The sequence below is a fragment of the Jhaorihella thermophila genome, from assembly GCF_900108275.1.
In the GTDB taxonomy this organism is placed as follows: Bacteria; Pseudomonadota; Alphaproteobacteria; order Rhodobacterales; family Rhodobacteraceae; genus Jhaorihella; species Jhaorihella thermophila.
Genome location: NZ_FNVD01000009.1, coordinates 88591 through 101936, shown reverse-complemented (window position 1 = coordinate 101936; position 13346 = coordinate 88591). Strand labels below are relative to the sequence as shown.

At 64.5% G+C, this 13346-nt stretch carries 10 protein-coding genes and 1 pseudogene; 10 read left to right on the top strand and 1 reads right to left on the bottom strand.

The genetic code is table 11. The annotated features are described in order from the left end of the window. Window positions 1-5: 5 nt before the first annotated feature. The 10 genes from cas10 to C4S70_RS18650 all read left to right on the top strand — a co-directional run bounded on the left by cas10 (window position 6) and on the right by C4S70_RS18650 (window position 11765). The gene (gene cas10 / locus C4S70_RS11985) at window positions 6-2501 is read left to right on the top strand and encodes a type III-A CRISPR-associated protein Cas10/Csm1 (RefSeq protein ID WP_104008339.1); all 2496 of its coding nucleotides are present in this window, start codon (window positions 6-8) and stop codon (window positions 2499-2501) included. Between the two features lie 12 nt (window positions 2502-2513). After that, complete coding sequence (gene csm2 / locus C4S70_RS11980; RefSeq protein ID WP_104008338.1) at window positions 2514-2972, top strand: type III-A CRISPR-associated protein Csm2; 459 nt, start codon at window positions 2514-2516, stop codon at window positions 2970-2972. Beyond that, window positions 2972-3550, top strand: coding sequence for a type III-A CRISPR-associated RAMP protein Csm3 (gene csm3 / locus C4S70_RS11975; protein WP_104008337.1), 579 nt, complete (start codon window positions 2972-2974; stop codon window positions 3548-3550). Before csm2 ends, csm3 begins: the two co-directional genes overlap by 1 nt. A 232-nt stretch (window positions 3551-3782) precedes the next feature. After that, window positions 3783-4715, top strand: coding sequence for a type III-A CRISPR-associated RAMP protein Csm4 (csm4, locus tag C4S70_RS11970; protein WP_146064213.1), 933 nt, complete (start codon window positions 3783-3785; stop codon window positions 4713-4715). Further along, a complete protein-coding gene (csm5, locus tag C4S70_RS11965) occupies window positions 4712-6208 on the top strand; it encodes a type III-A CRISPR-associated RAMP protein Csm5 (protein ID WP_160114875.1) in 1497 nt (498 codons plus the stop codon). Before csm4 ends, csm5 begins: the two co-directional genes overlap by 4 nt. Window position 6209: 1 nt before the next feature. Next, a complete protein-coding gene (locus C4S70_RS11960) occupies window positions 6210-7514 on the top strand; it encodes a TIGR02710 family CRISPR-associated CARF protein (RefSeq protein ID WP_104008334.1) in 1305 nt (434 codons plus the stop codon). Beyond that, window positions 7511-9028: a CRISPR-associated protein Csx16 gene (gene csx16, locus C4S70_RS18660; protein WP_160114874.1), complete on the top strand. Its 1518-nt coding sequence runs from the start codon at window positions 7511-7513 to the stop codon at window positions 9026-9028. Before C4S70_RS11960 ends, csx16 begins: the two co-directional genes overlap by 4 nt. Window positions 9029-9091: 63 nt before the next feature. Further along, on the top strand, window positions 9092-9745 hold the full coding sequence (locus C4S70_RS19150; protein ID WP_104008333.1) for a hypothetical protein: 654 nt from the start codon (window positions 9092-9094) through the stop codon (window positions 9743-9745). After that, window positions 9655-11586 (top strand): LPD3 domain-containing protein, encoded by a 1932-nt coding sequence (locus C4S70_RS11945; RefSeq protein ID WP_407656732.1) that lies wholly within the window; start codon window positions 9655-9657, stop codon window positions 11584-11586. Before C4S70_RS19150 ends, C4S70_RS11945 begins: the two co-directional genes overlap by 91 nt. Before the next feature lie 29 nt (window positions 11587-11615). Beyond that, complete coding sequence (locus C4S70_RS18650; RefSeq protein ID WP_160114873.1) at window positions 11616-11765, top strand: hypothetical protein; 150 nt, start codon at window positions 11616-11618, stop codon at window positions 11763-11765. Between the two features lie 151 nt (window positions 11766-11916). On the opposite strand, the pseudogene C4S70_RS11940 reads toward C4S70_RS18650, so the two are convergent. Continuing rightward, window positions 11917-12998: pseudogene (locus C4S70_RS11940) on the bottom strand (IS481 family transposase). Between the last annotated feature and the right edge of the window lie 348 nt (window positions 12999-13346).

Below are 13346 nucleotides of genomic sequence, written 5' to 3'. Positions count from 1 at the left end.
CATTCTTGACCAATCGCAGCCTGCCCACGGTTCACGAAGTCGCCTTGGCCGGCCTTCTGCATGACATTGGAAAACTGATCCAGAGAGCGGTCAGAGGCGGATTGCCGCAAGATCTGCTCGACCGGCAGTCCGATGTCCTGCCGACCCGGGATGGCCGGGCCAGCCATTGGCATGCCTTGTGGAGCGACTGGTTTTTCGATCAGTGCGAAACCGGAGATCTGATCTGGCCCGAAGGCATCGACAGAAGCCGGGTCCGCAACCTTGCCGTTTTTCATCACCGTCCGCTTCAGGACTACAGGGTTCAGCCGCAGCTGGCCCTGTCGATTCTGGTGGCGCTCGCTGACAGGATGGCGGCCGGGTTCGAAAGAAAGGCCCGGGACAGCGAGCAGGAAGCGGCCTGGCGGGACAGCGGTCCCGCGCGTGAACGTTTCCGTCGCACGCCGATCGAGGCCATGACAACGAATATCCGGCTTGGCGAGCGGGGCGCCAGGCGTGGCCACCACCTGCCGCAGGAGCTGACGCCCGACGCGATCCTGCCTGCCGCAGAAGTGAGGGGCGAAGATGTCGAGAAAGGCTATTCCGCCCTGTGGGACGGCTTCAAGACGGCATGGAACGAGGCCGCGCGTCGGTGTGCCGCCGACCCGGTGGCGTTCGAAGAGGCGGTGTTGTCGCTGTCCGAGCGTTTCCTGTGGTCGGTGCCGTCCTCGACGGTCGATCAACCGGACGTGTCGCTGCACGACCATTCGCATGCGGTGGCGGCTTTTGCCTCGGCGCTTTTCCGTTTCCACCAGTCTCGGAGAAAACTGTCGGACCCGTCCGCCCTGGCCGACCGGGAGGTTCCGGCCTTCCGCTTTGTCGTGGGCGATCTGTCGGGGCTGCAATCGACCTTGTTCCGTCTTCAGAGCGAAGGCGTGAAGGGGCTGAACAAGACGCTTCGCGGCCGGTCGCTGCGGTTTCAGCTGATCGCCGATGCGTGCGTGCGCGAAACCCTTCGGGCGTTTGACATGCCGATGAGCGCGGCGCTTCAGACGGCTGGCGGGCGGTTCCTGGTTCTGGTTCCCAATCTGGACGAGGCAGACAAAATCCTGAAGGGTATGCGCGCCCGGTTCGACAGCTGGTTCGTGGACCAGTACAGCGGCGATCTCGCCCTTGGCCTGGCGCTCTCCGATCCGTTTGTCTGCGACGACCTCGTATCCGGTCCGTCCGACGACTCCACTGGAGCCGAGCGTATCGGCAAGGTGCGTGGCGGCATCGGCGTGGCCGCCGAGATTGCCAAGCTGCAACTCTTGGCGGGACAGGCCGCGCACGGAGTGGTGGACGCAACCTTCTCTGCCGAAGGCGCTTGCGGAACCTGCGGCGTTCGCCCTGCCGGCAAAGAAGGTCTGTGCGCGGCGTGCGCGGGCGAAGCGGCGCTGGGGGACAGGCTGCCGAGATCGCGTGCCGTGGTCATTTCCGACCGGGGCGGTCTTGGCGAGATGTCCGCGAAGCTTTTGTCTCATGACTATCTCCTGCCTTCTGGAGAAGGCGAAACACGGCATGACCGCGGGACCGGCTGGCGGTGGATGCTCGACCCCGCGCCACACAGGCCTGCCCCGCTGAGGCCTGGGCCGGCATGGGTGGCGCGTTTCGGTGACGACATCGGCCCTTACGCCGATCTCGAGGACGTCGAAGCAGGCCATATCAAGACATTTCAAGCGCTGGCCCGGGATTCCCGCGAAATCGTCAATGGCAAACCCATCGGGCGGGAAATGCTGGCGCTCCTGAAGGGCGATGTGGACCGGTTGGGGCGCATCTTCGCCGGCGGTCTGAGCGACCGGTGGTCGGTGGCGCGCAGCGCCGCCCTGTCGCGGATGATGGACGCCTATTTCACGCTGCGACTTCCACATCTTCTGCGAACCGATTTCCCGGACAGCTACACCGTCTATGCCGGCGGCGACGACTTCATGCTGGTTCTCCCCTGGCGGCAGGGGTTCGAACTGGCACGAACGCTGCGGCGCGATTTCGAGCGGTTCGCGGGCGGCAATCCCGATCTGACCTTTTCTCTGGGCATTGCGCTTTTCGATCCCAGAACCCCGATTTCGATCCCCGCGCGGGAAGCGGAAAACCGGCTTGAGGCAGCAAAATCCGCAGGCCGAAACCGCGTCAGCGCACTGGAAGACACTCCTCTTACCTGGGAGGCATTTTCCGAGGCGCTCGACCGCGCGGAGACCTTGAACCGATGGCTGCGCGAGGGGCGACTTTCCACCGCGTTCCTCTATCGCGTGCTGGCAATCGACGATGCGCGGCGAAGGGTGGCCGCCGGTCATGCGCGGCCATCGGACTATGCGTGGATGGCCAGGCTCGGCTACCAGATCGCCCGCAACCTCAAGAAGCGGGACGACGCCCCGATCCGGACAGGCATTCTGGAACTTTTCGGGCTCGACGAGCGATGGCAAGGAGAAGCACTGGACCAGGTCGGCGCCCGGCTTGCCATCAGCCATGCAATTTACAGAAACAGGTGAGGAAGCGATGTCATGACAACGCAGACGTCGACCGGCCGTCCCAAGGCTTATGTTACGCGTGACGGCACCCCGCGACACGAGCTGTTCGACAGCGAGGCTCAGGCCGAGGCGCGGCGATGGGAGAAGATCAAGAGCTCTCAGGTCCGCCGGTTCTTCGGTCAGGTCCGCGCCGACCTTCGCAAGATCGAACTCGACGGCGAGGCCGCCAACGATGAACAGGCCCGTGTCGCGATGGCCTTTCTGAAGGCGACGTCGGCCTATGCGGCCGCGCGCGAGGATGCGCGCAAACCGCTTGCCGAGTTCGCCGCGCATCATGCGCGTATCGTGAACACCATTGGCGATTTCAAGGTGTTCGCCCGCCATTTCGAGGCTGTCGTCGCGTGGCACAGGGTATTCGAAGAGCAACGCAAAAAAGACGGGAACGCCAGATCCGGACCGGCCCGGACAAGTGATAACCGGAGGAGATACTGATGGAAGCCGCGGAAAAGACCGTTGACGCCTATATCGGACAGGCGCTTGTCACCGGCACACTTGTTGTCGATACCGGACTGCATATCGGCGCCGGCAAGGACGAGATCGAAATCGGCGGCATCGACAATCCGGTGGTCAAGACGCCGCAAGGCGACCCTTACGTTCCCGGTTCCTCGATCAAGGGCAAGATGCGGTTCCTGATGGAATGGGCGTTTGGCAAGGTGCGCGCCAATGGCGACGGCAAGGTCTGGGGGTGGAGCGACGAGGATGTCGCGCCCGGCGATCCCATCCTGCGCATTTTCGGCACGGCCGCGAAAAAGGACGCCTGGCTGGAAGGCCCGACGCGGCTTCTGGTTCGTGATGCGATGCTCGACACCGCGTGGCGGGAACAGGCCCTGTCCGCGGGGCGAGAGCTGACAGAGATCAAGACCGAGGTGACGATCGACAGGATCGCCGGAAAGGCTCTGGACGGGGTCGGCGCCCGCCAGACCGAGCGTGTTCCCCCGGTGCGCGGTTCGCCTTCGAGGCGGCATTCCGGGTCTTCTCGGTTGGCGGAGACGAGGGCGAGGATGACCTGAAGTGTCTCGCCTGGACGATTCAGGGGTTTGATCTTCTTGAACAGGACGCGCTGGGGGGATCCGGATCGCGCGGCTACGGGCGCATCCGGTTTGCCGGTCTTGCCTTGAAAGGCCCTGCGGGCACCGAGCTTTTGGACAATGTCAGGAAAGGTCACGCCTTCGACAGGGAAAAACCGGCTGCCGAAATCCTCGCTGCCGTTCGTCGCAGCTTTGGAAAGGACGATGCGGCCAGATGACCCTCTTTCGCGTCACACTCAGGCTGACAGCACCATTGGGAACGCCCTTGGTCGGACCTACGCTGTTCGGCCAGGTTTGTTGGGCGATCCTCGACAGCGACGGAGAAAGCGCGCTGTCCGACTGGCTTGACGATCCGGACAGGGCATGGACCGTCTCGGACGGCTTCCCGGCCGGATACCTGCCGCGGCCCTTGGTGACGCCGCGGGTTTTGTCACCCGACGATCTTGAAACCATCAAGCAGAGAAAGAAACGTATCTATGTTTCACGCGCGGCGTGGCTGGAACATCGCGGGAACTGGGACGAGGCGAGGCTGCCCATCGATGCCCTGATTGCCGAGCCGAGCCTGCCGCGCCGGATGGCGCATAACCATGTTCATCGATCTGGGCGCGGAACGCTCGAAGAGGGTGGTCTGTTCTTTCTTGAGGAGGACTGGCGGTTTTCTGCATCCGGCGGCGATGCTGGCATCGACCCGGGCCTGATCGACGTCTACGTTTCCACCGCGGACGACCGGGATCGCGTCAAGCGGACCCTGTCGGCCATCGGGCAGCAGGGCTATGGGCGGGATGCCTCGACGGGGCGCGGCCGGTGGGATGTCCTTTCCGTCGAGGAAGACAGGGAACTGGCGGATTGCGACGGCTCCCGGATGGTGAGCCTTTCACGGGGGGTCATCGATCCAGACAAGATGGGCGCGCCGTTGTGGCGTCTTGAGGCGCATTACGGGCGAACCGGTCCGCAACTGTCGCTGGCCGGGGGCAGCCCGTTCAAGCGGCCGGTCCTGCTGACGCGTCCGGGCATGACGTTTTCCCCTAAGGCTGCCGGACCGTATGGCCGGATGCTTGGGGGGCTGCACCAGGATCACCCCGAGATCCGCTTGAACGCGCAACACATTGCAATTCCCTTTTCGGAGACATCGGAGGACGCGGCGTGACTTCAGCCCAGTTCGAGTCGCATGAATTTGTCCTCGTCCCGCTTTCACCTATCCATGTTGGTGGCGGTGAAGAGGCGAAATGGCTGCCCGAGGATTATCGGTTGTCCGGGGATCGCCGGTTCATCGAACGCGTGTCCGTTCGCGCTGTGCTGTCCCGCCTCGACCCCAAACTGCGTGAGGACGTGATCAGAAAGTTCGACAAGGATCCCCAAGGTTTCATCCGGGAGTTGCAGAAACGCGCCGACGGAGAGGAGATCGTCGAGCGAATTTCGATCAGTCCCCAAAGCGCAGAGGACATCGACCTCGACGGCGGCGGGCGCGGCAGGCAGAACGAGATTGACGGCTTCTACCGGTCCGGCGGCCGTCCGACTCTGCCGGGCTCGTCGCTCAAGGGCGCGCTTCGAACCGCATGGCTGCGCGACCTGTGGGAGCTGAAGGTTCGCCAAGCGGACGGGCGCCCGCCGGTGAAGATGCCGGCTCTTGCGGAATGGAAACGCATGCCGCCAAAGGGCAGGGACAGCCGGGCCGCCAAGGCGCGCGAGCTGGAGCAGATGCTGCTTGACGTTGCCTCCGACGAACAGGCCACCGACACCGATCCGCTGCGCGACCTGACTGTGGCAGATGCGCCGCTTCCCGCCGGCGCCACGCGGATCGACAAGGTTGTCTCCTGGAAAAAGGGTAGAGACGGCTACGGCTTTGACGCCGGGAAGATGCAGATGCACCGGGAACGGCTGCGCGCGGTTCTGGACGGCGGGGAGCCTCCGCTGATCGAGATCACGATCGGCCTGCGTGCAGAAGACGTCAGAGAGTGGCGCGCGCGCCTTGCCGCATCTCGCAAGGCTGTTCCCAGGCGGTCCGTCGAAACGGCCGGCCGTCTTCTTGCGGCGTTGGAGCTGCAACACGCCGAGCTTTGGCAGCGGGAACTCGAAAAGTTCTTCGAAGGCGGGAACGGGGACAGGCTTCGCCAGGCGTTGGACGTGTTCAAACAGTTCTCCCGCGGCGGCAAAGACCCGGAGGCCGCGCTCGTCCGGCTTGGCTGGGCGTCTCATGCCGAGGCCAAGTCGCTGGCAGCGGTGCGGCGCGTGGAGCGGCCGCAGGCAAAGGGGGATGCCCGTTTTGCGTCCGAAGGCTCGTCGCGACATGTCATCGACCTGAACGGGCACCCCATGCCGTTCGGATGGGCGCTGCTGATCCGCAAGGATGCATGGGAAAGGAAGGCCCCTGACGCGTTCCTAGCATTGCCGGCCTCGCGCAACGCGCCTGTCGCCGCGACGCACACCGGCGCGGGTCGCCCTGCAGCAGGACGCGGCGAGACTGTCCTCGGAAGGCAGGTCCTTTATGCGAAGGGGACGAAGGTTCTCGTCGGTGGAGAGGAAGCGGTTTTGCACGAAGATGTCACGCGTGCACACAAGCCCTCCGAGGAGATCATGGCGGATTTCGGGGACGGCCCGGAGCCGGTTCGAGTAGACGAGATCGAAGGGCCGGCGGAATAACGTGTCGAGCCCTTCCCCCTCCGACCTCACCCTGATCCTGTCGGTGGGCGGCAGTCCGCAGCCGCTTGCGACGGCGATCGAACAGCTGCGCCCCAAACGCATCGTTTTCGTCGTCTCCGACGGCAGCGACGGCAGCCCGAGTTCGCGCGCGATGGTGGAGCAGGCGGAAATCACCTACGACCATCGAACCGGACAGATCGGCCCGGGGCTGGCGCATCATCCGGCCTGCCCGGCCGACCGGGTGATTGTGGACGTGCCTCCCGACGATCTGGACCGCGCTCTGGCCCGGATCGACGACCGGATTGCCCGCGAAGTTCGCTTCCGACCGGTCACCGTCGATTACACCGGCGGCACCAAGACGATGACCGCGGCCATGGTGCTGGCCGCGACGGCCTATCCCGGGGTTCGCCTGCAATTCATGGCCGGCAAGCGGTCGGACCTGTCCAAGGTCGCGGCCGGAACGGAAGCCGCAGTCGAGATGCCGGGCGATCTGGTGGGCATGGGGCGGGCCTTCACGATGATCTGGGAGCTGCTTGGCCGGCGCCAGTATGGCGCGGCGCTTGCCGTGGCCCAGCATATGCACCGCGACGTGGCCCGTCTGTCGCGCCGGGTTCCCGGCAGCTGGGCGCGCAGGGTCAACGGCTGGGTCCGGGTTCTGTCCGTTCTTGACGCCTGGGACCGTTTCGATCACGCGGGGGCCTTCACGCTTCTGGACAGCGGTCTGGAGGAAGGCGCCTCATGGGCCATGGCTTTCGAGGCATCGGGGCTTGCAAGCCGACTCGAACGGCTGGCGGAATGTGCCGGCAAGCCCAATCCCGAACTGACCGAAGATCTTTGGCTCAACGCTCACCGCAGGGCGGAAAACGGCCTTTACGACGATGCCGTTGCCCGTCTCTACCGCCTTGCGGAAGCCGCTGTTCAGTCTCGCCTGTGGTTGCACCACGGAATCGATACTGGCCAGGTCGACGCGCACGTTCTTTCTGCGCCGATCGCCGCAAATGCGCCATCCTGGCGTGACCGCCGGACCGGTCGGGAATACCATCGCCTTTCCCTGACCGATGCCCGAAGACTGCTGGCGGAGCTGGAGCGCCGCGATCCCTTTGCCCCATCCTGGCCCATCGGCATGACCCCCAAGTGGCAATCGCGCCGAAACAGGTCGATACTGGCGCACGGATTTTCCGCGATGACCCGCGAAGACTGGCAAGAGGCGCGCAACTGGTTCATGCAAAGACGCGGCGTCCTGTGGGAGGATCTCCTGGGGCGCCCCACTCTGGATCAGTTGCCGAACCAATGGCAGGAAACATGACCGAAAACGATTCCGACCGCACCAATTCGCGCCTCGTCTCCTTTCTTGGTGTCGGCGACTATCGACCCACGACATATGCGTTTCAGGGGCGGCAGGTTGAAACGCGCTTCGTCGCGCAGGCGCTCGCGGAGTTTCTGGACTGCGGACGAACCACGATTTTGGCCACGCATGAGGCCGAGGACCGGCACGGAGAGGCATTGAGAGCCGCCCTGGAAGACGACGGCCGGCAGGTCGAGCTGCGCCGCATCCCGTCCGGGCGTTCCGAAGCGGAGCTGCGCGATCAGTTCCGGATCCTGCGCGACACGCTAATCGAAGACACCGAAACACCGCTGACGATCGACATCACCCACGGCTTTCGCGCCCAGCCCTTTTTTGCGGCCGCAGGCCTTGCGGTGCTTTCGGCATCTGGCCGACTGCCCGAGCAGACCCGGATCCTCTATGGCGCCTTCGAGGCGAAGGACGGAAACTCCACGCCGATCTGGGAGCTGTCGCCGCTGCTCGACATGATGGGCTATGCCCAGGCGGCGTCGGCATTCCGCCAGACCGGAGATGCCCGACCCTTGGCGGATGCCCTGGAGGCGGAACGCCGCCGGATCGCCGCCCGTGCGCAACAGGGCGAACGCGGCTTCGCCAAGGCCCAACTGGTCGCGCCCCTGCGCCGCTTTGCCGCCGACCTGGCCGCCACGCGGCTGGTCGCCCTTCTCGTGGGCGTCGAACGCAACGGCAAGTTCGAAAAATCCTCGGCCCGCGCGCTGCACGAGGCTCTGGAAAAATGGGCGGCGCAATGCGACCGCGATCACCCAGCACTGGTGCCGCTGATCGGCGACCTGATCGAGATGACGTCGGGCCTGCTGGTGCCGGAAGACGCCGCCGTCGAACAGGGGCTGGCCGCGGCCGAGGCGCGACGGGCGACGGCGGAACTGGCGGAACTCTACCTGGGCTTCGGACGTCTCATGGAAGCCGCCGCCATCGCGCGCGAGGAAATCGTCAGCCGGATCGCCACGCGACCGGAAGCGATCCGTGCCGGCCGGCGCGACTTCGACCCCGAGGCCCGCGCGGCGGTCGAACGGACGGCCAGCGCGGCACGCGACATTCGCAGCCTCTGGGACTGGCGCAACGACCTGCTGCATGCCGGCATGCGCCTCGATCCCCTTCCGGGCGACAGGCTGGCCAAAAACGTGCGGGCGCTCGTCGATGAAATCGCGCGCCCTGCCAAGACAATCATCGTCTCGCGCCACCCCGGTGCCATCGAATGGATCAAGAGGCAGGGGATTGTGGGGGATGAGGTTCTGGAGCATGTCGCTGAAGAGGACATCGCGCGTTTGCGAGCCGGCGACCGGATCGTGGGCACGCTGCCGGTGACCCTTGTCGCGCGCTTGTGCGGTCAGGGCGTGACCTGCGAGATTCTGTCGCTGGACATGGAACAGTCCGACCGCGGCCGCGATCTGACCGCCGAGGATCTTGAGGCTGCGGGGGCTCGGCTTGACCGCGTGAGGGCCAGCTTTGCCGACTGACCGGTCTGAGCCGGGCGCCCCGGGAACAGATCGGCCGGTCCCGGTTGCCCTGGCAAGCGGAGTATGTCTTTCGGCCCAGGCAAGCGCCTCGTCCGTTTTGTTCGAGGCCCTTCGCCCGCGCTTCTGAAATCCGATGACGACGTTCTTTCGGTGCAGCGGGTTTATGGCGGCTACCAGATCGACGTGAGGAAGAAGGGCGGCAAGGCGTATATTCTCAGCCCGGCGGCGCGGAAGATCGTTGGCGACTTCTCGACCCGCGGCGGACGGACCCATCGCAAGACGATCGACAAGGACCAGCTGCGCCCGCTTCTGGATGTCTATCGGGATACGCTTGGGACCACCTTCATCGCGGATGCGCACAAGGACGAGGCGCGGGCGATCACCGGCGAGACGTTGCCAGACTTCGGGGAGAACGGCGCCAGGCACATGCGGGCACGTCAGCCTGTAGCAACGCTCTCCGGCAAGGAACTCGGGGAGAGGAAGGACTTCGCCAACTCGGGCGGAAGGCGGAAGCGTGGTATCGGGACAACCTGTTCGGCACCACCGTCACGAACAGGGAAACCGGCTGGTAGATTGATTTCCGAAGGGATGGCGGGAAAAAGATCGGCGGGCGCAAAGGGGACGTTTTGTATCGCTCAGTCCCGGCGCTTCGAGCGATCCTTGAGCGTGGGCATCACCTTTCGACGGAAACGGACAATCGCGGCCGCCCAGACATAAAGGCTGTGCACAAGTTTTCCGCCACCATCCTTCTCGATGGAAGGCCGCGTGATCTTGTCGTGACGGTGCGCGAAGATCAGCGCGGGAAATACCATTATGACCTGTCTCGGGATATGAGCGACGGTGCCCGTTTCAAGCGCAAAGGCGGAAACGCGGTGCGAGTGGGCGATGCCCAAGTGCGCAGTCCGGCATTGGAAGGCGGCACCGTCGAACTCAAATTGGACTTCGCCGCCCCTGAAATCAAGACGCCTCGCCCGAACCCCGGCAAGGTGGCGGCGGTCCTGACCGATGTTCTGCGCAAGGTTGGCCTCAAGCGCAAGGTGACGGGGCGCGCGGTGCGCAACCTCAAGGACGGCGCGTTCGCGCTGGCCGGGCGCTACCGGAACGGCGAGATCGCCGTGGACGATGCCGCCTCCGATCCGCTGGGCGCGGCGCGGCACGAGATCATCCACGCGCTGCGTGACAAGGCCCTGTGGGGGCGGCCCTACGGCCTGTTCACCCGCGAGGAATGGCGGGCGCTGGTGCGCGCGGCGCGGGCCGACAAGGATCTGATGGCGCGGATCAGGCGGGACTACCCCGACCTTGGCGCGGCGGCGCAGGTCGAGGAAGCGGTTGCGGAGATGTATCGGGAATGGGCCGCGGCGCGGGATGCGAAATCGCCTGTGGGCAGGCTCATGCAGCGCCTTTCCACGTTCTTCAAGGCCATTGCCAGCGCGCTCAAGGGGCAGGGCTTCACCACGGCGGCGCGCGTGTTCGAGCGGATCGAGCGCGGCGATTTTGGCGGGCGCGGCGAGCCGACCCCGACCGGGCCGGGCGGCGGGTTCAAAGCGAGCCGCGAAGCCCGCCAGACCTGGCGGGAGAACCTGCGCGCATTCCCCGACGGCAAGATCCAGCCGCATGAAACCATGTCGCTTGGTCCTGTCCCCGAAATCGTCAAGACGTTCGGCGGGCGTGGGCGCGATCTGGTGATGGCCGCGAGCAAGCTGCGCAAGGTGCTGGACAAGCACAAGGGGCTGAAACCCGAAACCATCGCCAACCTGCCCGACCTGATCGCAGATCCGTTCATGATTATCGGGGACCGCACCGACGACCGAACTGCCGACATTCTCGTGGTCACGGATCACACGACGCGAGACGGAGATGTTGTCGTGGTGGCGATCAAACGCTCCGGCACCGACGACAAGGGCCGCAAGGCATCGGTTGTTGTGACTCTCCACGGGCGGGACAGACTCAGGGAAATGGTGGCGCTCGCCAATGACAGCAGCCGGGGCCGCAACCGGATTCTATACGTTCGCGGGGAACGCGAAGGCTCGGGATATAGACATACCGGGAACTCTCCCCTTAACGCCTCGCTGAGCGACACCCTTCGACGCCTTCGCTACGACCGGAAGATACGCACTCCGAGGACCGTTTTCAAGAGCGGTGAGCCTCCCGCCGGCGCCAAACACATGCGCCGGAACCGCGATGCCGGGTTCGAGAGCGCGCCGCATGTCATGGCCAAGTCCATCCGCGAAGGCGAGAAGAAACTTCTGTCCGACCTTCTCACGCAGGCAATGGCGGGCAAGAACGGCTGGAACGTGCTGGCCCTGGTGCCGGGCCGGGCGCTGATGGAAGAACTCGGGGCCAAGATCCCGTCCATCAAGACCTATCTGCGGCTCAAGGAGCGCATGGACGAGCGGCGCAACGAGAAGCACGAGCAGATGGACCGCATCGCCCAGGACCGGCGCAAGCTGGCGATTGGCGACCGCGACGCCAACGACCGGATGATGCGCCTGATGCACGACAGCACGATCATCGGGCAAGATCCGTCCAAGCCGTTCGTTGCCCTGCGCAAACCGTAGGCTCCGCCGAGTTCAGGGAGCAGCGTATCGTGCGGCCGCAGGCGCGCAACATCCACCATTCGGCGGACGATAACCGCGTGAATGCCGAGCGCGTCGAGCGCGTCGTCGTGAACGAAACGCCGATCTGGCTCATCATCGCTTTCGCCGTCGCGCTTCTGATGGACAGCCCTCTGGGCTGACCCGAGCAGATCATCGCGGCGTTTTGTCGGCGGAAGTGATACGGGTAACCTTGCCTTCATTCTGATTCTTTGGGCAAGACGCCTTACGACATGGGGGCCGGCGCATGACTGCCTTGAGGTGTGAAACTTCCGACTTGATCTGACGGACAACTCAGCTTTCGGCGCTGAGAATGGGTTGTTGGCTGTCCGATGGGTCGGGAGCGCTGATCGTCTTTTCCGCGGCGATGTGTAACGTTTCCCGGAAGGTCTGCATAGGTGTCTTGCCGTAGCAGTATCTTCCCGAGTGCGGTCGTTGTTCGTTGTATCCGGCCAGCCAGGCATCGAGATCGGTCTGCAGCTCCTCAACCGACCGGTAGAGCTTCTTGCGGAAGGCGATGTCGTAGAACTCGTCCTTGACGGTCCTGTGGAAGCTCTCGCAGATGCCGTTGGTCTGAGGCGAACGTGCCTTGGTCCTGGTGTGGTCGATGTCCTCGACCGCGAGATAGAGCTGATAGGCGTGGTTTTCGACCTTGGCGCAATATTCGGTGCCCCGGTCGGTGAGGATGCGCAGCAGGCTGATCCCGTGCTCGGCGAAGAACGGGATGACCCGGTCGTTCAGCAGATCGGCCGCCGTGATCGCGGTCTTCTCGGTGTAGAGCTTGGCGATCGCCACCCGCGAATACGTATCCACGAAGGTCTGCTGATAGATGCGGCCCACGCCCTTCATCGTGCCCATGTAATAGGTGTCCTGGCTGCCGAGATAGCCCGGATGGTGGCTCTCGATCTCGCCATGGGCCTCCTTCTGGCTCTTCGCCTTCTCCAGCGCCGCCATCTGTTCCTCGGTCAGCAGGATGCCCTCCTGGGCGGCGCGGGCCTCCAGCGCCTTCAGCCGCTTCTTCATGGTCTCCAGATCATGGCGCAGCCAGATCGAGCGCACGCCCGACGAGGACACCATGATGCCCTTCTGCTGCAGCTCCCATGACGCCCGCTTCTGGCCCAGACCGGGTTTTCGATGGCCAGCTCGACCACCGACCGCTCCACATGCTCCGGCACCCGGTTCTTCAGGATCGGCTTGCGGCGGCTGAGATCCATCAACGCCTGCTCCCCGCCCTGTTCATAGAGTTCCTTGAACCGGTAAAAGCTGTCACGCGAATAGCCCATTACCTTGCAGGCCTGCGAAACGCTGCCGAGCTGTTTGGCCAGTTCCAGCAGCCCCAGCTTCGGTTTGATGATCTTTTCCTGAATGCTTGTCATTGATCGACACTCCTTGCTTGCGCTCCATAAGAGCAGAAATGTCAGATCAAGTCGCGTGCTTTACAGAGGAGGACGCGGCGCGCCACCAAGCGTTCTGGTTGAACAACAGGCCGTGACGCGCCATCGTCTATGAGCAGACCGCTTCCTCCATTCCTTGCCGGGCAGCAGGCGTTTCGCGCTGGGGAGCCGGAAACGGCGAATCCGCACCCGCCGGGGATTGTGGATGGTGATTGATACCCCGGTCCTTGGGCCAACTGGCGCGGTGGCTGGCACCATTCGAAAGCCGTGCGCGCCTTCACCGACCGGGCAGGCGCACCACCTACGCGTCAGCCTGATTGACGAAATCCG

Coding starts and splice junctions, on each gene's coding strand:
- csm2 (WP_104008338.1), top strand. CDS start 2,514: ATGACAACGCAGACGTCGACCGGCCGTCCCAAGGCTTATGTTACGCGT.
- csm3 (WP_104008337.1), top strand. CDS start 2,972: ATGGAAGCCGCGGAAAAGACCGTTGACGCCTATATCGGACAGGCGCTT.
- csm4 (WP_146064213.1), top strand. CDS start 3,783: ATGACCCTCTTTCGCGTCACACTCAGGCTGACAGCACCATTGGGAACG.
- csx16 (WP_160114874.1), top strand. CDS start 7,511: ATGACCGAAAACGATTCCGACCGCACCAATTCGCGCCTCGTCTCCTTT.
- C4S70_RS19150 (WP_104008333.1), top strand. CDS start 9,092: ATGTCTTTCGGCCCAGGCAAGCGCCTCGTCCGTTTTGTTCGAGGCCCT.